The 17,244-nt window shown below is 44.0% G+C and carries 17 protein-coding genes; 12 read left to right on the top strand and 5 right to left on the bottom strand.

Annotated features, from left to right (window positions below):
* Positions 1-94: 94 nt before the first annotated feature.
* A complete protein-coding gene (locus FS736_RS05250) occupies positions 95-1,957 on the bottom strand; it encodes an LTA synthase family protein (RefSeq protein ID WP_144475305.1) in 1,863 nt (620 codons plus the stop codon).
* A gap of 262 nt (positions 1,958-2,219) precedes the next feature.
* Here FS736_RS05250 and FS736_RS05245 point away from each other — a divergent pair, with 262 nt between their 5' ends.
* The 3 genes from FS736_RS05245 (at position 2,220) to FS736_RS05235 (ending at position 4,406) form a co-directional block, all read left to right on the top strand.
* Positions 2,220-3,089: a cation diffusion facilitator family transporter gene (locus FS736_RS05245; RefSeq protein ID WP_144475304.1), complete on the top strand. Its 870-nt coding sequence runs from the start codon at positions 2,220-2,222 to the stop codon at positions 3,087-3,089.
* Between the two features lie 87 nt (positions 3,090-3,176).
* The gene (locus FS736_RS05240) at positions 3,177-3,368 is read left to right on the top strand and encodes a hypothetical protein (RefSeq protein WP_144475303.1); all 192 of its coding nucleotides are present in this window, start codon (positions 3,177-3,179) and stop codon (positions 3,366-3,368) included.
* Between the two features lie 222 nt (positions 3,369-3,590).
* Positions 3,591-4,406, top strand: a complete 816-nt coding sequence (locus FS736_RS05235; RefSeq protein WP_260983528.1) for a TRM11 family SAM-dependent methyltransferase — start codon at positions 3,591-3,593, stop codon at positions 4,404-4,406.
* Between the two features lie 296 nt (positions 4,407-4,702).
* On the opposite strand, the gene FS736_RS05230 is transcribed toward FS736_RS05235, so the two are convergent.
* On the bottom strand, positions 4,703-6,148 hold the full coding sequence (locus FS736_RS05230; RefSeq protein WP_144475302.1) for a DEAD/DEAH box helicase: 1,446 nt from the start codon (positions 6,146-6,148) through the stop codon (positions 4,703-4,705).
* 332 nt (positions 6,149-6,480) lie between these two features.
* Between FS736_RS05230 and FS736_RS05225 the strand changes: the two genes are divergently transcribed.
* Complete coding sequence (locus tag FS736_RS05225; RefSeq protein WP_144475301.1) at positions 6,481-6,663, top strand: DUF3896 family protein; 183 nt, start codon at positions 6,481-6,483, stop codon at positions 6,661-6,663.
* Between the two features lie 63 nt (positions 6,664-6,726).
* Here FS736_RS05225 and FS736_RS05220 read toward each other — a convergent pair whose 3' ends face one another.
* Positions 6,727-7,224, bottom strand: a complete 498-nt coding sequence (locus FS736_RS05220) for a hypothetical protein (protein ID WP_144475300.1) — start codon at positions 7,222-7,224, stop codon at positions 6,727-6,729.
* A gap of 96 nt (positions 7,225-7,320) precedes the next feature.
* Between FS736_RS05220 and FS736_RS05215 the strand changes: the two genes are divergently transcribed.
* From FS736_RS05215 to FS736_RS05195, 5 genes are all read left to right on the top strand, one after another.
* Positions 7,321-7,905, top strand: coding sequence for a vWA domain-containing protein (locus FS736_RS05215; RefSeq protein ID WP_144475299.1), 585 nt, complete (start codon positions 7,321-7,323; stop codon positions 7,903-7,905).
* Between the two features lie 20 nt (positions 7,906-7,925).
* Positions 7,926-8,576, top strand: a complete 651-nt coding sequence (locus tag FS736_RS05210) for a DUF4352 domain-containing protein (RefSeq protein ID WP_144475552.1) — start codon at positions 7,926-7,928, stop codon at positions 8,574-8,576.
* A 242-nt stretch (positions 8,577-8,818) separates the two neighbouring features.
* Positions 8,819-9,889, top strand: a complete 1,071-nt coding sequence (locus tag FS736_RS05205) for an SPFH domain-containing protein (RefSeq protein ID WP_144475298.1) — start codon at positions 8,819-8,821, stop codon at positions 9,887-9,889.
* 175 nt (positions 9,890-10,064) lie between these two features.
* Positions 10,065-10,751, top strand: a complete 687-nt coding sequence (locus tag FS736_RS05200) for a response regulator transcription factor (RefSeq protein ID WP_144475297.1) — start codon at positions 10,065-10,067, stop codon at positions 10,749-10,751.
* Positions 10,735-12,144 (top strand): HAMP domain-containing sensor histidine kinase, encoded by a 1,410-nt coding sequence (locus FS736_RS05195; RefSeq protein ID WP_144475296.1) that lies wholly within the window; start codon positions 10,735-10,737, stop codon positions 12,142-12,144. The genes FS736_RS05200 and FS736_RS05195 overlap by 17 nt, the downstream gene beginning before the upstream one ends.
* Before the next feature lie 31 nt (positions 12,145-12,175).
* Here the strand turns inward: FS736_RS05195 and FS736_RS05190 are convergent, their stop codons facing one another.
* Positions 12,176-13,243 carry a GIY-YIG nuclease family protein gene (locus FS736_RS05190; protein WP_144475295.1) on the bottom strand — a complete coding sequence of 356 codons (1,068 nt, stop codon included), beginning with the start codon at positions 13,241-13,243 and terminating at the stop codon, positions 12,176-12,178.
* A 433-nt stretch (positions 13,244-13,676) separates the two neighbouring features.
* Between FS736_RS05190 and proC the strand changes: the two genes are divergently transcribed.
* On the top strand, positions 13,677-14,525 hold the full coding sequence (gene proC, locus FS736_RS05185) for a pyrroline-5-carboxylate reductase (protein WP_186326671.1): 849 nt from the start codon (positions 13,677-13,679) through the stop codon (positions 14,523-14,525).
* A 42-nt stretch (positions 14,526-14,567) separates the two neighbouring features.
* On the opposite strand, the gene FS736_RS05180 is transcribed toward proC, so the two are convergent.
* Positions 14,568-14,990 (bottom strand): hypothetical protein, encoded by a 423-nt coding sequence (locus FS736_RS05180; protein WP_260983527.1) that lies wholly within the window; start codon positions 14,988-14,990, stop codon positions 14,568-14,570.
* 223 nt (positions 14,991-15,213) lie between these two features.
* Between FS736_RS05180 and FS736_RS05175 the strand changes: the two genes are divergently transcribed.
* Together FS736_RS05175 and FS736_RS05170 are read left to right on the top strand one after the other, a co-directional pair.
* Positions 15,214-16,935 carry an ABC transporter ATP-binding protein gene (locus FS736_RS05175; protein ID WP_144475292.1) on the top strand — a complete coding sequence of 574 codons (1,722 nt, stop codon included), beginning with the start codon at positions 15,214-15,216 and terminating at the stop codon, positions 16,933-16,935.
* A gap of 66 nt (positions 16,936-17,001) precedes the next feature.
* On the top strand, positions 17,002-17,220 hold the full coding sequence (locus tag FS736_RS05170; protein ID WP_144475291.1) for a hypothetical protein: 219 nt from the start codon (positions 17,002-17,004) through the stop codon (positions 17,218-17,220).
* Positions 17,221-17,244 lie beyond the last annotated feature (24 nt).

The following is a 17,244-nucleotide window of genomic DNA, read 5'->3' as shown; positions in this document are numbered from 1 at the left end:
ACACACGCGAATAATTGTCTGAAGCCTCTCACCATGCTAATCAATAACCACAAAAAAGCCCCACCAGAAAAATCAGTGGGGCTGCCAGTTTTAGTTATTCTTCTTCCTGCTTGCCATAAAAGCGAAGCAAATCGCCGTAAATGATCTGGTCTGAGTAGCTCAATTCATCTTTGGCGGTCTCGATATATGGTTCACAGCTTGCCATGTCTGTAGGCTCTTCTGTCGCTTTATCGTAGCAAGTACCTTTTGTGTAAACGAGGTCTTCAGTGATGAAGCTTCCGTCTCTCAGGACTACGAAGTTATCCTGCTTTTTGGAGAACAAGTCTCCGCCGAACTCGATATCCTGCTTCGTATCAATACCGGCAAGGCTCAACAATGTTGGGCGAAGGTCAATCTGGCCACTAACAGTAGAGATTGTCTTGCCTTCCTGTCCCGGAATGTGGATGATCAACGGAACACGCTGCAATTGTGTTGAAACAAATGGCGTGATTTCTTTTCCAAGATATTGTGACATTGCCTTGTTGTGGTTTTCGGAAATACCATAGTGGTCACCGTAAATCACGATGATTGAATCTTCGTAAAGTCCTTCTGCCTTCAATTTCTCGATGAATTGTTTCAATGCTTCATCCGTGTAGCGGACGGTCGGGAAGTAACGGTTCAAGGTACCGCTGTTTGAATCATATTCATCGATGAACTTATCTTCTTCATCCAATTCGAATGGGAAGTGGTTTGTCAGCGTGATGAACTTTGCGAAGAACGGTTTCGGCATTTCTTTCAAGTGTTCAACCGACTGGTCAAAGAAATCCATGTCCTTCATGCCCCAGCCTACTGAATTTTCGTCATTCACTTCATAATCTGGCAATGAGTAAAAACGGTCATAGCCGAAGTTGTTGTACATGACATCGCGGTTCCAGAAGCTCTTGTTGTTCGCGTGAAGCTTCGCTGTGTAATACGAATTCTCTTTCAGCTTTTCAGCGAGTGAGTTATATTCGTTCCCGGAGTGGGTGAAAAATACTGCACCACGGCCGAGCGGATATAACGAGTTTTCCAACAAGAACTCTGAATCGGATGTTTTACCCTGAGCTGTCTGATGGTAAAAGTTATCAAAGTAATAGCTGTCCTTGATGAAATCATTCAGGAATGGCGTGATTTCCTGGCCATTCACCTTCTGGCCGATGACAAAGTTCTGGGTAGATTCCATTGAGATCACAATAATATTCTTGCCTTTAGCGGCTCCAAATAATTCCTTGGATGGTTCTGAGTATTGAGCTCTAGTATAGTTCTCGATTTCGGTGAGCTGGTTGCCATCTGCCAGAGCTCTTTGTGCTGTCGTCTTTGTTTGTAAATAGGCATCATAAATATGGTGATTGTAAGTCCCGATATTTTTCACAAGGATTTCCCTGTCAAAAGTACGAGTCAATAATTCAGGACGCTCTGATTCAGAAAGGCCAAGATTGAAAAATGCCAGGCCGATCGCACTGAAGTAAAAAGCAGCAGCGTAGATGTTTTTATATTTTTTATACGTAATCTTTGGCGTTTTTACAAAGGCCAGTGCCAGAATCAGCAGCGCATCCGCAAAATAAACGATGTCGCCCCATCCAATCAACTCTCCGACACTGCTCTTCAAATCACCCATATTGCTTGTCTGAGTCAGGAGCGGTATCGTGATGAAATCGCTGAATTCGCGATAATAAACCACATTGGCATACAAAACGAAGGAAGTGATAAAGCTTGTCGCAATGACAAAGATCTTCTGTTTCGTTCCTGCCATGAATATCCCAAGCCCCAGTACGAACATCAGGAAGCTTAATGGATTAATGAACAGAATGAATTCCTGCATTTTATTTTCAATATCTATATCAAAATTAAATTTATAAACAGCGTAGGTTTTAAGCCATAATAAAACAATGGCAATCAAGACAAAACTTATGGACAATTTGTTCTTATTTGTCCCCATGCAATCCCTCCTAGGAATCTATTGAAGCTTACATTTTACCATAAACATAAGTAGATTTGTAGCTGTACCAAAGTCGCATTCTTTTCCGATAGTTATTGTACTGCGGAGTTGGCGCTGCCGTTCCTGGCAAAATGTGTTAGTTTGATTAAGTAAACTTTTTTGCCCGCATATTATATACGTGCATAAAGGTAAAAAGGTTTCTATAGACTCACTCGCTTTCTGATTGTTAAAATGTTCTAGCAGTTGATTGGAGGCTGGTCCATTGAATGAACAACGGTATTCAAATTTAAAACAAGGCGAACGTGGTGCGATCATAAGTATCGCTGCATACATATTGCTGTCCGCTTTAAAATTATTTGTTGGCTATATCAGCGGTTCAGAGGCATTGAAGGCGGATGGATTGAATAATACGACTGATATTTTGGCCTCGGTATCTGTCCTGATCGGACTCAGGCTGTCGCAAAAGCCGGCAGATGAGGATCATCTGTACGGCCACTGGAAGTCAGAAATGGTCGCTTCGATGGTTGCGTCCTTTATCATGATCCTTGTCGGCGTCGAGGTTTTAATCAGTGCATTCACCTCGGTTTTTGAAGGAACCAGGGAAGCGCCCGATCTGATTGCCGCCTGGACAGGTTTGTTCTCTGCATTAGTGATGTATACCGTCTATCGCTATAATCGAAACCTCGCGCGCAAAATAAAAAGCCACTCGGTCATGGCTGCTGCTAAAGATAACCTGTCCGATTCGTGGGTAAGTATCGGAACAGCAGTCGGCATCATCGGGTCCCAGTTCGGCTTGCCCTGGCTTGACCCTGTCACCGCCGTCATCGTTGGCGGGTTGATCCTGAAAACAGGCTGGGACATTTTCCGCGAAGCATCACACCAGCTGACAGACGGCTTTGATGTAGACCTAATTAAAGAATATAAACAAACCATCTGCAATATTCCTGGCGTAAAAGGAATTAATGATCTAAAGGCACGAAACTACGGCAATAATATCGTCGTCGACTGTGTGATTACAGTGAATCCGTCAATTGATATCAGCACTGCACATGATATTTCCACAAGGGTCGAACAAAAGCTGATGGAAGACTTCGACATTTATGACGTCCATGTTCATGTGGAGCCGGATTGATCAAGAATAAAGTTATGAACGACTATAGACTTGTTCATGCTATACTTAGCGGAACTATTAGATTTCGAAAGGTAAAGGTAAAAATTGATGAAGTTTGTAAAATCTCAAATGAAACAATTGATTAAGGATAACCCAGAACTTCAAACGCGCTTATCCAGTTTGATAAAAGAACATGATTTAGAGAAAAGCTTTGCCCTTAAGGCTTTGTATCATTCTGAAGTAGCTGAAGGCGGAAAGTATCAGCACGCATACCAAGCACTTGACTTGCCCAAGGGGTAAGTCATTTTTATTTCGATTTCCAGAAGGCGGGTTATATGATGTGGAATGATAAAAGCTGTTTTGTGCAGCGAAAGGATTTGAAATTGATTGGAATTCACTAACTTTGAACCTAAGTTTTTTATATATAATTATGCTTATCCTGGTGAAGAAAAAGAGTTGTGCGCACTGGAAATGCGATCATTTTTTGGAGAGGATACTGAATCCAGCATCATGGAGAGCACTTTGAAAATTGATCCAAGCCGAAGTCCGTTCATGAGGGGACGTATGGATGTCATTCTTGAAGGTGAGAAATTGGAGGACCTTATTGAGCAAGTGAAGAAGATAGAATTGAATGCCTCTACTTTTAAAGTGATGTATGTAAAAGTGTCTGGACCTGAAAAGGTGGATTTTGAAGAGAGGCGCCGAATCGAACGCAAAGTGGGACTGCAAATTCCCGGTGAGCCGGAGCTCGTGAATCCAGATGTGCTGTTTGGTATCATGAATGTAAACGAGCGTTGGGTTTTTGGTGAATACCACAGCAGTGAAGCGGTCTGGTTGAACCATCAGCAAAAACCGCATAGCTACTCAACTTCATTAAGCACCCGTATCGCAAGAGCCGTCGCCAATATTGCCGTTCCTGATCCAGCTGGTGTTAAAGCGATCGATCCATGCTGCGGAATAGGAACGGTAGTGGTGGAAGCATTGTCGATGGGGATCGACATCGTTGCCAGTGATATCAACCCGCTCATCCTGCCTGGAACAAGGGAGAATATCGCGCATTTTGGCTATGCAACGGAAGTGACTTTTAAGGACATCCGCAGGGTCAATGGGAGCTATGATGTGGCGATTATTGATATGCCGTACAATCTGTGCTCGGTCATCACACCCGAAGAGCAGCTCGAGATGCTCCAAAGCACATACGGATTCGCTGATAAAGTAGTCATCGTCACGATTGAACCAATCGACTCTATCATACTAGATGCTAGCTTTGAAATTGCTGATCGCTGTGTCGTGAGAAAAGGGACCTTCGAACGCGAGATTATTGTATGTAAAAAATAATAAAAATTAAGGACGATTATGCTTGTCATAATCGTCCTTTCTTCTTGTTTAGGAATCCAGCTCCAGCGCTTAGCCCCTCGAGACGCTTGTCTAGTGTCGCCTCCTAGAAACTCCGAAACTTCAACTCCGCCGGCAGAAGCAAAAAGCGCTTCTTTGTCGGAGTCTCCAGTTTCTGCGTTTCTGGACAGTCGGCTATACTTTTCGGTTTCGGTCCTGCCAATGAAGTCAAAGAACGACTTCACTGTCAGGCCCTCCAGCGCTTGTCGGGGCTGAACGAGGCGCTTCCGCTTTTTGTTCTATTTAATCGCCTTACTAACTCTAAGCTTCTTTCCTTTGATTGTTCCATTCTCCATCGCCTGAATGACAAGTGAGCCTTTTCCATTCAGGATATCTACATAGGACATGGTATCGTGGATGGTGATGATGCCGATATCGTCTGCAGTTACTCCAGGGATTTTTGCGATTGTACCCACGAAGTCGACGGCGCGGAGCTTCTTCTTTTTGCCGCCGCTAAAATGGAGCTTCATGATATCCTGGTTGATGCGGGCTGTTTTGTTGTTTTTCACGACGCGGCGCCCGCTTATTTTTTCATCGAAATCAGCCTGGTTTCTTGCAACGTCCTGCTTGCCCGGAGCTTCTGTGACAGGAATCTCAAAGCCAATGTATCGTTCGATTGCCCTGATGAATTTTCCTTCATAAGGTGTAGCAAGCGTAATCGCTTTTCCTTTGTTTCCTGCGCGCCCCGTTCGGCCTGTCCGGTGCACATAGCTCTCTTTTTCCATAGGAACGTCATAGTTTATGACAAGCGAAACATTATCGACGTCAATGCCGCGCGAAGCAACATCGGTAGCCACTAGATAACGGAAATTTCCCATTTTGAAGCCATCCATTACGGCGAAGCGATCTTCCTGCTCTAATCCGCCATGAAGTCTTTCACAGGAATAATTGGCACCCTCAAGCTCGGCAAACACGGTATCGACATTTTCCTTCGTCCTGCAAAAAATGATGCAGCTGTCAGGGTTTTCAACAACGGTAATGTCCTTCAGAAGCGAAATTTTCTCTTCTTCCTTTACCTCAATCAATGAATGTTTAATGGTACTCGTTGTCACACCGGTAGAAGCAATTTCAATATTAACAGGTTCCTTCATATACTTATGGCAGAGATTTTCAACATCCTTAGGTAAAGTCGCAGAAAAAACCATCGTTACCCTGTCTTGTGGAAGTTCTTCGATGATCCATTCAACAGCTTCAATGAACCCCATGTTCAGCATTTCATCTGCTTCATCGATGATCAGATATTTTACTTTGTCTAAAACGAGTGTTTCTCTTTCAATATGGTCGATCACACGGCCAGGGGTTCCGACGACGACATGAGTTTTTTGCTTCAATTCCTCTTTCTGTTTCGAGAAAGGCTCCTTGCCATAAACGGCCATAGCCTTGATCCTTTTGAACCGCCCGATATTCGTGATATCTTCACGAACCTGAACAGCCAGCTCCCTGGTTGGAGTGAGAATCAACGCTTGTGGATTTTTTTCCTCCCACTCAACCATATCGCAAATGGGAATTCCGAATGAAGCCGTCTTTCCGCTTCCTGTCGGGGATTTAACAACAAGATCTTGCTTTTCCAATGCTAACGGAATGACTTCTTCCTGAACCTCTGTTGGCGATTCATATTTCAACACTGTCAGGGCGCGTTTAATTTCGTCGCTTAAGTTGTAATCGTCAAAACTTCTTCTACTCATATAAAAACCTCTTTTTATTTTATTATCCCACTTATTTATATATAGGATTCTCGCAACGAATCGTCATATGCATAAACTGAATAGTATTCATTATACTTCAAACGCCTGACTAATCGACTTTTATTTAATAAAGGAAAGCCTGGGAACAAACCGCGTTCTCAGGCTGCTGATGAAATATGCTGAAGAAAATAAATTTGAGGCTGCGTGTAAAAGGCTGGGTCCTAATAAAAGTTTCACAAATTATCAATAAATCCATTGATACCCAAAGGGGTTATCGATATATAATAATGATAAGAAAGAAAGCGATTTCATTTCAAGGAAGGGTGTTGGACATGAACTATCAAGAAGTCAAATCTCAATTAGAAGCATTGCAAATGCAGCTGGCGAATAAGATGCAGCATCCAGACCTGTCTATTGAAGAAAAAAACGAACTTCAGAGAGCGATTGCCAACTATGATTACATTATAGAATTGACCTGCATGAATCATTTTGAGCGCGGCACAGCCATTCATTAACAGCCAGAGCCTGGAGATTCTCCAGGCTCTTTTTATGTGTTTGCCGATAATGACACACTCTTCTTATAAGACTCCGCCCAAAGGCTTCTGGCTGAAATAATCCAATGCGTAATTGACCTGGTGGATGTCATAAATATTTCTTTCAATGCAAAATTGAATGACAAGGTCGGAGGTTTCGCTGTCCGATAAAGAGTAGCCGGCAGAGCTTAACAGCTTGTCGGTTTCTTTTTTGTCCAATTCCAGTCCCAGCGCAAGGGCGATCACTGTATTCTTGCCCGGTCTGTAGTCACGGTTCGAACGGATTTTTGAAAAAAGTCTTCTGTCAATGCCCGCCTTTTTATAAACCTCAGCGTCGGTGACCCCTTTTTTATCAATCAAGCCAAACAGTACCTTGTGCAATGTCGGCTTCCGTTTTTGCTCGATGAAACTTTCAATTTCCATCGGGGAAATGCTTTCGAGCACATAATCCTCGATTGGGGCCATTGACTTTTCACATACAACATAAATCATATTGCGCTCAATATACTGCTGCAGTTCTTCCATTATCCTGTGATCCAGCATGTGGCCAGCCTCCTTAAAATGTCGCTTAACAGGCGACCAATATATGGATGAATCTAGATATGATTATATCAGATTCAGCTTAGGAGGATGATAGACATGAACAAGAATTTAACAGAAATCATTTTTTTGCTCGATCGCAGCGGTTCGATGGCAGGGCTTGAGAGCGACACGGTAGGCGGCTTCAATGCTTTTGTGAAAAAACAGTCGGAGCTTGCAGGCGAAACGGTCCTGACAACCGTACTCTTTGATGATGAATATGAGGTCCTTTGGAATGGAATCGATGCCAGGCATGCAAAGCTGACAGAAGACGAGTATTTTGTCCGCGGTACCACTGCACTGCTGGATGCCGTCGGGAAAACCATCCTGGATGTCGGCTGCCGGCTGGCAAAGACCTCGGAAGACCGCAAGCCTGGCAAAATCATCTTCGTCATCACCACGGATGGAATGGAGAATGCGAGCCGGGAGTTCACATATGGAAAAGTGAAGGAACTGATCCAGCACCAACAGGAAAAGTACAGCTGGGAGTTCATCTTCATGGGCGCCAATATCGATGTTGCCTATGAAGCTGAAAATCTCGGAATCAACCTTGATAACTCTTTTAACTTTGAAGCCTCTGAAAAAGGCATCGAAATGATGTATGAGATGGTTTCAGAATCAATCATTGAAAAAAGAATGAAATAAAATCAGGAGGCAGGATCATGATGAACAATAAATTGGGGAACTGCAAGACTTGCGGAAAGGAAATCGCCAAAGGTGTGAAAAAATGTTCTCATTGCGGCAAAGACCAGCGCAGCTTTTTTGGAAGGCATAAAATTTTGAGTTTCATAGGCATATTGATTTTGTTTGGAATCGTCGGTTCAGCACTTAGTGGAGGGGAAGAGGAAGAGGGTAAGGCAGACGGTGCTACAGCAACAACCGCGGCAGCCCCGGCAAAAGAAGAAAAAGTATATAAGTTGGGAGAAGCTGTTCAGACAGATAAAGTGGAAATCACCGTCACTAAATTTGAAGAAAAAGACCAGGTAGGCAATGAGTTCGTCAACAAGGCAGTATCCGAAGGGGGCACCTTCGTAGCGATCCAATATAAGATCAAGAACACTTCAAAAAAACCGGTTGGAATGTTCGACTACCCTGCTGTCAGCCTTGTCGATGAAGAAGGAACAGAGTATGACGCGGACATTGATGCATCTTCCAATTACGCGATTGAAACCAATGTTGATAACGCCAAGATTGCGAGCGACCTGAACCCTGGCATCACTGTGACTGATACGAAAGTATTTGAAGTATCAAAGGAAAGCTTTGCTGCAGGTAAATGGTTCATCGAGGTAGGCGGCGAGAAAGTGCAGCTGAAATAGAGTCAAAACCCGGGGTGTGCCGGGTATTTTGTCTCTGACATCTTCCGGACATGAAAAAACTCTAAATAGCAAAACAGGCAGGCTGAAACTCGCTATTCCAGATCACTGTCAACTTGCCTGAAATTTTTACTTCTTTTTTTCGCCTGACATTTTCCTGACATATTCACTCTGTAAATTATAAGTATAAGGTCCATGTCCATCACGGATCTGAAAAAAAGATTGTTTATAGGAGGATGTCAGAAATGAAAAAGAAATCAGTCATAGGATTCACCATCGCGGGTGCATTATTGCTGGGAGGCTATGCTACCACATCATTAGCGAATTTTGATAGCTCCACCAGCACAGCCGCAAGCACAGTTAAAAGCTTCTTTGGAAAAGGGTTTGGCCATAAAGGATATATGGGAGGCAACTCCGAAGCCTTGATTGAAAAGGCTAAAGAACTTGGAATCAGCACTTCAGGTAAAACAGCAGAAACATTGATGAGTGAGATCCGGGAAGCAACAATCAAAAATGAAGCCAAAGATCTGGGAATCAAGACAGACGGCAAGGATATCACAGCACTTGCCGAGGAAGTACAGTTGGCCAATCTGAAGGCAAAAGCGAAGGATCTCGGCATTTCTGCAGATGGGAAGGATGCAGATGAGCTTCGCGATGCCATCCGGTTAGCAAACCTTAAGGGTAAAGCGAAGGAACTTGGGGTGTCTACCGATAACAAGGATGTTCAAACTTTAATGGAAGATATCCGTACAGCGAACTTGAATAAAAAAGCGAAAGAGCTGGGCGTTTCTACGGAAGGAAAAGACCTGCAGACGCTTCAGCAGGAAGTCCATACTGCCTATATCAATCAACAGGCGAAAAAGTATGGAGTTACAGTAGAAGGCAAGGATATCCGCGAAATCATGCAAGAAGTCCAGACTGCAAAAGTAAAAGCAGATGCAAAGGAACTGAACATCACCATCGATGGCAAGACGATCGGGGAAATCGCCCAGGAAGTCCAGGAAAAGAAAGTCGTGAATCTGGCGAAGGAACTTGGTATTTCCACTACTGATAAGGATTCACAGGAACTGATCCAGGAGATTAGGGACAAGGATGCTGACAAGCTTGATGAGCTGTTTGAAGATGGAATGGGCCGCTTTGGTATGAAAGGCATTGGCGGCGGCTTTGGACACGGCGAGGGATTCGGCGGCGGCCATGGTGGAATGGGACAAAAAGGCGGATTCAGCGGCCATGGTGAAATGGGTCAAAATGGCGGGTTCGGCGGTAAAGGCGGCCGTGGCGGCATGCATAATAATGGTGCCGGTCAGGGCTTTTAATAACCTGCTGCCTTTAAAAGCCCCTTTTTAAAAAATATTGTCAAAGTCCCCCGGTAAAAACGGGGGATTTTCTTGTAAGATGATAATATAGATATTCAGTTCGAGTAGTTCCAGCTTCAGCGATTGCCGGGACGTTTAGGCAATGAGGCTTTTAAGGATAACAGGGGGAGCGGCAATGAAGACGATCTTAATAGTAGAAGACGAAGAAACGATTTCGAGAGTGCTGGCGGTTTACTTGAAGCATGAAGGATATGAGGTGCTACAAGCCTATGATGGCGGCGAAGGGCTGGGATTGTTTGCTCAGCGTAAGCCTGATCTTGTGCTGCTGGATGTCATGCTGCCGGGAATGGACGGCTGGTCTATTTTAAAGGAAATCCGTAAAACCAGTGCCTGTCCGGTCATCATGCTGACAGCCCTCGGAGATATTGACTATCGTCTAAAAGGTTTGAATCAGGGGGCGGACGACTATATCTCCAAGCCATTCGTCGGCGAAGAAGTGGTTGCCAGAGTCAATGCGGTGCTGCGCCGTTCCTCCAATGTCCTCGATACCGAAAATGAGAAACAATTTGGCAGCCTGAAAATCAATATGGATTCACATGTTGTCACAGTCAATGGTGAAAAAGTGGTGCTGACGCCAAAGGACCTCAGTTTGCTGTTATTCCTGGCTGAGAGGCCAAACCGGACCTTTACGAGGGAAGATTTAATTGAAAGTGTCTGGGGAATGGATTATGACGGGAGCGACCGGGCTGTGGACCTGTCCGTCAAACGCATACGCCAATCATTGGCGGCTTGGCCTGCAGAACAGGGTGAAATCAGGACATTAAGAGGATTGGGGTATCAGTTCAGTGTTTACGACAAATAACAAACCAACAACTCTTCTGAGATATTGGACAACCAGGTATCTTTTTACCCTTGTTGTCGGACTGCTGTTGCTAGGGGCCGGGTCAATGTGGTGGATCAGGCAAACCACGCTGGAGAACCGGTTGAATTTAATGGAGTATCTGGCGGTCGAAACAGCGGATCGATTCGGGCAATCCACGGCAAATAATGATTATGGACGCCTTGACCGCAGGCTGCAGGACAGAGCCAGAATCCTTCAAATGGAAAATCAGCCTCAGCTTTTCATTACTGATTTGGAAGGCAATATCCTTAATTCGGGGCCGATGAAGGGCGGAGGAGGTCCTCATCACACATCGGGAGAAGTTCCTGCCTCCGTGTTTAAAAATGAAGATACAATTAACAAGCAGAGTATAAATGGTCAGCAAATCTATGCCGTTAAATCTCCTATCTTAATGAATGAACTTCAAACCGGCTGGGTAGTTGTGATGCAGAGTGCGGACGAATTGGCCGATGTCAATCAGGAATACCGTTTGTTGATCGTTTTATTGCTTGGATTGGGTTTGCTTGGCTGGGTCGTCATTTATCTTCTTACAAAAAAAATCCTCAAGCCCATCCAGGATGTCGCACAGGCTGCGGCACAGGTACGGGAAGGAGATTATGACATCAAACTGGATTCTAATCCAAAAGAACTTGAGATACATCAACTTGTAACTTCCTTTAAAGAAATGACCAATCGTCTTACACAGCTGGAGCAAATGCGTGCCGAGCTGCTGGCTGGTGTGACGCATGATCTGAAAACGCCTGTTACTTCGATCAGCGGCCTTGTCCAGGCAGTTCGGGATGGAATCGTCACAGGGGAGGAGCGCCAGGAATTCCTGGATATCACGCTGAAAGAAATCCAAAGATTGCAGAGCATGATTTCCGATTTGCTCGACTTCAATTCCCTGGCTGCCGGCGCCATTACCATTCGGCCGGAAAATTGCGATCTGAACAAGCTGGTTGAGGACATTGGCCGACAATGGCAGCTGACACAAACTGAACCAGTTGACCTCAGGGTGATCACACCGGAATCATCGGTATACAGAATGACTGATCCGCTCCGGCTGCAGCAAATCCTCATCAACCTGTTGAATAACTCCCATCAGGCTATAGGCGATTCAGGCTCAATCTCCATCATCCTGTCTGAAGAAAGAATAGATGTAAAAGATACGGGTTCAGGCATACCAGAGGAAGAGCAGACGCTAGTATTTGAACGGTTCTTCCGTGGTGAGACGAAAAAACTAAAGGTCAGGGGACTTGGACTGGGGCTTCCTTTCAGTAAAATGCTTGCCCGGTCGCTCGGGGCAGACTTGATTTTAAAGGAGAGCAATTCAAGCGGCACGACCTTTTCATTACTGTGGCCAAAAGAAACATAAGAAAAGGTCTGCATCTATCTTTGCAGCCCACTTAAGCGTTTAGTAATTGATTAATAGATACATCCAGTTTTTCAGATTCACTGCCATCCAGCCATTCTTCTGGAATGGTAATGAATCTGGCGTTGCCCCCATTTAAATAACTATAGATGATTTGAGCTTCATCAAGTTCCTCCTTGCCGATGATGACAGATTTCCTTTTCTTACTCTGCTGGAAGAAGTAAAAGATGTTGTCCCTGATCTCCACTGCTAGCTGCCTGAACTTCTCTGAATGGTATTCCTTGCTAAAAATGACTTTATGCCCTTTGATCAGGAAAACCTTCAGTGTGCGGTCATTGATCCTTTCAACCACAACAATGTTTTTATTTCCTCCAGTGAATTGGATCATATTTTCTTTATACAAAAGGATGGAGAGTGATTTCATGTAATTCCTGAATTTTGCTGCTTCTTCAAATTGGTTTTCTTCGGAGGCCTGATTCATTTTCTGCTCTAATTCGTCCAAGATCTCTTCATTAGATCCCTGAAGGAAAGTAATGAACCTTTCCACGATCCTATTGTATTGCTCAACCTCTGTTCCTCCTAAACACAGACCATTACACTTCCCCAGGGTATAGTTCAGGCAAGGGGAACCCTTGAGTGGCTGAAGACAATTTATTTTAAAATACTCCTTCAAGTTCTCAATTGCTTTTTTCACATAAATCATGCTGGTATAGGGTCCAAAATAAATTGTGCCGCTACCTTCGGATTTTTCAGAAGCAATTGAAATTTTCCGGTAAGGCCCGTCCATCTTAATTGCAATATAAGAGTAAGGAAGGTGGCTCTTCATTTTCTTGTTAAAAAGAGGCTGTAATTCTTTGATGAGCTTGCACTCAAGCAAGAATGCCTCGAATTCCGTATCAGTATGCAGAACATGAAAATCATTTATGTTAGCAACCATCTTTTTAATTTTTTGCGGATGGGCTGCAGAGTTTTGAAAATAAGTTTGGACCCGTTTCTTGAGGCTTTTCGCTTTCCCGACATAAATCACTGTGCCCTTTTGATCTTTCATAAGGTAAACCCCAGGAGTCAAAGGAAGGTTTTTGACCTTTTCTTTTAAATTCATGTCCGCCCCCTCAATTATCTCTAATTTTTTGAATCCTTATATATCTTCATATTTTAGCATAATAGGTGATTAAGACTCTTTATAAGCAAATAAAGGTGTAATTCTTTAGAATGTTCCCGCTTTCATTCACTATCTCGGCCATATGCTCGCGAATCACCTCGTATCCCTTGAAACTTATACTCAGGATGTTACCATAAGTAACGTTGATAAAGGCTGTTTTCGTAAAGATTGTTGTTAAAATCCTAAAGCCGATTTTAACGTGATAAGAAGCCATTTTGAAGTTCGGAATGAAGTGAGCAGGCTCTTTTCTCATAATTAGCATAAATCTTGTGAAGAAACATAGGTCATTCAATCCAATTTTGTAGCCAAAAGCAACAAAGTTTGAGAAAAGAGCCTTGATAAAAAGCGAACGGAAATAAAAGTGATGAGGTGAATGCGGTTGTTAAAACATAAAAAAGTAGCGTTTTTAGGTGCAGGATCAATGGCGGAAGCGATGATTTCTGGTGTGGTCAAGTCAGGGAAAATGCGTGCAGAACAAGTTTATGTTACGAACAAAAGCAATGCAGCCAGACTGGAACGACTGGAATCCAGATATGGAATCATTGCGATGCCTCAGGCTGAATTGCCATATGAAGAAATAGATCTATTTATTTTAGCGATGAAGCCAAAAGGAGCAGCGGATGCGCTTGCGGATTTGAAAGGCAAAGTAGTGCCTGGCCAGGTGGTTGTTTCGGTTCTGGCGGGTATATCAACTGGGTTTATGGAAGAAAATCTAAACCGTGGCCAGCAGGTGATCCGCGTCATGCCGAACACATCAAGCATGATCCAGGAATCTGCCACTGCGATGTCTCCAGGCAGACATACAACGAACGAAAATATAGAGGATGCAAAAGAACTGTTAAGCAGCATGGGCAAGGTGTTCCTGATTGAAGAGGAACAGATGGATATCTTCACTGGATTGGCCGGCAGCGGCCCTGCTTATTTTTATTATTTGATGGAGCACATGGAGCGAGTCGGCAAAGAAAACGGCCTGGACGAAAAAATGGCCCGTGAAATCATTGCCCAGACCATCCTCGGTGCGGCGAAAATGATTTTCGAAAAGGATGAAACACCAGAGGTACTAAGGAAAAATGTAACCTCTCCGAATGGAACGACAGCCTCCGGACTGAACGCCTTGAGAAAATATAACGGCGGTACGGCAATTTCCCAGGCAGTCAGCCATGCGGCAAACCGGTCGAAAGAAATCAATAAAGAACTCGAAGGCGTCCTCGTTCCATCTTAATATAGAGAAAGCTCCCGGAAGTTTACTCCGGGAGCTTTCTTTCTACATATACACGCGATAACCGCGCCACTTTTCAAAAAGATACTGGAACCCATACAGTAAGTATGCTTTGTAATGCAAATAGAAAAAGAACTGTATATGGCTCAATTTGTTCAGCCTGATGATTTTAAGCCTCTTTAGCACATCAATCAAGAAGAACGCAAATGCGCCGTCGGCAATCGCATTGAGTGTGATGAATTTTTTGAAGTTCCCCTCTGAAATCTTCAGAAGCCACATCGACAGCGGCATATAAGGTCCAATGCTGAAAGGGAGTTCATCCCGCATAAATGACTTTCGTTTATTGTAAAACTTCCACCAGTTCCGCTTGTGGCCATACATATGGTTAAAAATTTCAAAAACAATGATAAAAATGCCTGCAAAAGAGTAGCGTTTGAAGCTTCTTTTGCCGATGAACAGTAACGACAACCATGGAACAATAATCAATACAAGATTAAAAACGAAATGCCTCTTCGTAATCTTCAGATGTCTTCACCTCAAATCCATTTAATCCTTCTATAAACTAGCCATAAATTAGAAACTTTAATCAGGTATAAAAATAAGAAATTCATTCGGTTTATTTTTCATTATTATTGAAAAAGTGGCACTGCTTGACATATAATCACTTGAAGATATTAAAGGAGAACAAGTTATGATACGAAGATTTTTTACCTATTACCGGCCGCATCGCAGGCTTTTCGTTATTGATTTCAGTAGTGCCGTCATCGTTGCCCTGCTGGAGCTGGCATTCCCTCTCGCGGTCCAGTGGTTCATTGATACCTTGCTCCCAGGCGGCAACTGGAACATGATCGTCAGTGTGAGCATCGGATTGCTGCTGTTATACATCATCAGCACCTTGCTCCAGTTCATCGTCAATTATTGGGGCCACAAGCTTGGCATTAATATTGAGACGGACATGAGGCAGCAGCTGTTCCAGCACGTACAAAAGCAGTCCTTCCGCTTTTTCGATAATACGAAAACCGGGCACATCATGAGCCGGATCACCAATGACCTGTTTGATCTGGGGGAACTCGCACACCACGGCCCTGAGGATTTATTCATTGCCGTGATGACATTTGTTGGCGCGTTTTGGATCATGCTGACGATCAATGTGAAGCTGGCGCTGATCACGATGATCATCGTACCATTCCTGATTTGGCTGATTACGTATTCAAATTTGAAAATGAACGCTGCCTGGAAAAACATGTACACAGATATTGCCGACGTCAATGCCAGGGTCGAAGATAGCGTTTCAGGAATTCGGGTGGTTCAGTCTTTTACAAATGAAGATTATGAGATTGAGAGATTCACAAAGAACAACCGAAAGTTCCGCCGTGCCAAGTTGACGGCCTATAAGGTGATGTCGTTCAGTTCGTCCGGTATTTATATGCTGACAAGGCTGATTGTCCTTGTTGTCCTGGTTTATGGTGCATGGCTGAGTTTTCAAGGCAGCCTGAGCTATGGAGAACTTGTCGGGTTTGTCCTGTATGTGAATGTCCTGTTTAAACCAATTGATAAAATCAGTGCGATTCTTGAATTGTATCCGAAAGGAATGGCAGGCTTTAAGCGGTTTACCGAGCTGATGGACCAGAATCCGGACGTCGTCGATTGTGAGGACGCGATTGTGGTCCCGCATTTGAAAGGGGATATCGAATTCAGGAATGTCACCTTCAGCTATGAGCAGAACAAACCCGTTTTGGAAGGAATTGATTTGGAAATCAACCATGGCGAGACAGTTGCGTTCGTTGGTCCGTCGGGGGCAGGGAAGACGACGATTTGCTCGTTGATCCCCCGTTTTTACGATGTGAACAGTGGCACCATCACAATCGATGGCATCGACCTTCGCGACATGACAAAAAAATCATTGCGCTCGCAAATCGGGATCGTCCAGCAGGATGTGTTCCTTTTTACCGGGACGCTGCGAGAGAATATTGCATATGGTTCATTGGGGGCCACACATGAGGATATTGTCAGATCCGCAAAACAGGCACATCTTGAGGACTTTATCGCTGCATTGCCAGATGGCTATGAAACACAAATTGGGGAACGGGGCTTAAAATTGTCAGGCGGGCAAAAGCAAAGAATTGCCATCGCTAGGATGTTCTTGAAAAATCCGCCAATCCTGATTCTCGATGAAGCGACATCAGCGCTTGATACCGAGACGGAAAGGATCATTCAAAAAGCACTCGCAGAACTATCAAAGAACCGGACAACGCTGGTCATTGCGCACAGACTGGCAACGATCAGAAGTGCCGATCGAATCGTCGTTGTCACCGAGGATGGAATCGCCGAACAGGGTACTCATGATGAACTGATCGAGCAAGGCGGCATTTTTGCCAAGCTTCACAAGGTCCAATTCGAAACTTCTATTTAGGGTTGGTTTATTTTACCTATTTTGCTATGATGAAAATAAAATCATGATAGTTTGGAGTGACGTTCCATGACCGGAACCATAACGATTATAATGGTGTTTTCGATTCCGCTCGTCGCAATCTTAACAAGCCATTATCAAAGAGTTGCCAAAATCAAACACAACATGATTAAAGACGAAATTGAACTTGAACGGCTCAAGCATGAAAACTACCTGCTGGAAACAGAAAAAATGAAGCTGGACCTATCAAAGCTGGAAAGCCCGCTGGATAAGACGCATGTATTATAGCAGCTGCCCTCTCGTGTAATGCGA

Origin of the sequence: Cytobacillus oceanisediminis 2691, assembly GCF_007678455.1 — a bacterium.
Classification (GTDB): domain Bacteria; phylum Bacillota; class Bacilli; order Bacillales; family Cytobacillaceae; genus Mesobacillus; species Mesobacillus oceanisediminis_A.
The sequence above is the reverse complement of the archived record's forward strand: the minus strand, read 5'-3'. Positions and strand labels throughout refer to the sequence as shown.

Bases quoted from the DNA above. Each gene is read 5' to 3' on its own strand.
- FS736_RS05250 (WP_144475305.1), bottom strand. From the start codon at position 1,957: ATGGGGACAAATAAGAACAAATTGTCCATAAGTTTTGTCTTGATTGCC.
- FS736_RS05240 (WP_144475303.1), top strand. From the start codon at position 3,177: ATGAAGTTTGTAAAATCTCAAATGAAACAATTGATTAAGGATAACCCA.
- FS736_RS05230 (WP_144475302.1), bottom strand. From the start codon at position 6,148: ATGAGTAGAAGAAGTTTTGACGATTACAACTTAAGCGACGAAATTAAA.
- FS736_RS05225 (WP_144475301.1), top strand. From the start codon at position 6,481: ATGAACTATCAAGAAGTCAAATCTCAATTAGAAGCATTGCAAATGCAG.
- FS736_RS05220 (WP_144475300.1), bottom strand. From the start codon at position 7,224: ATGCTGGATCACAGGATAATGGAAGAACTGCAGCAGTATATTGAGCGC.
- FS736_RS05215 (WP_144475299.1), top strand. From the start codon at position 7,321: ATGAACAAGAATTTAACAGAAATCATTTTTTTGCTCGATCGCAGCGGT.
- FS736_RS05210 (WP_144475552.1), top strand. From the start codon at position 7,926: ATGAACAATAAATTGGGGAACTGCAAGACTTGCGGAAAGGAAATCGCC.
- FS736_RS05205 (WP_144475298.1), top strand. From the start codon at position 8,819: ATGAAAAAGAAATCAGTCATAGGATTCACCATCGCGGGTGCATTATTG.
- FS736_RS05200 (WP_144475297.1), top strand. From the start codon at position 10,065: ATGAAGACGATCTTAATAGTAGAAGACGAAGAAACGATTTCGAGAGTG.
- FS736_RS05190 (WP_144475295.1), bottom strand. From the start codon at position 13,243: ATGAATTTAAAAGAAAAGGTCAAAAACCTTCCTTTGACTCCTGGGGTT.
- proC (WP_186326671.1), top strand. From the start codon at position 13,677: ATGCGGTTGTTAAAACATAAAAAAGTAGCGTTTTTAGGTGCAGGATCA.
- FS736_RS05175 (WP_144475292.1), top strand. From the start codon at position 15,214: ATGATACGAAGATTTTTTACCTATTACCGGCCGCATCGCAGGCTTTTC.
- FS736_RS05170 (WP_144475291.1), top strand. From the start codon at position 17,002: ATGACCGGAACCATAACGATTATAATGGTGTTTTCGATTCCGCTCGTC.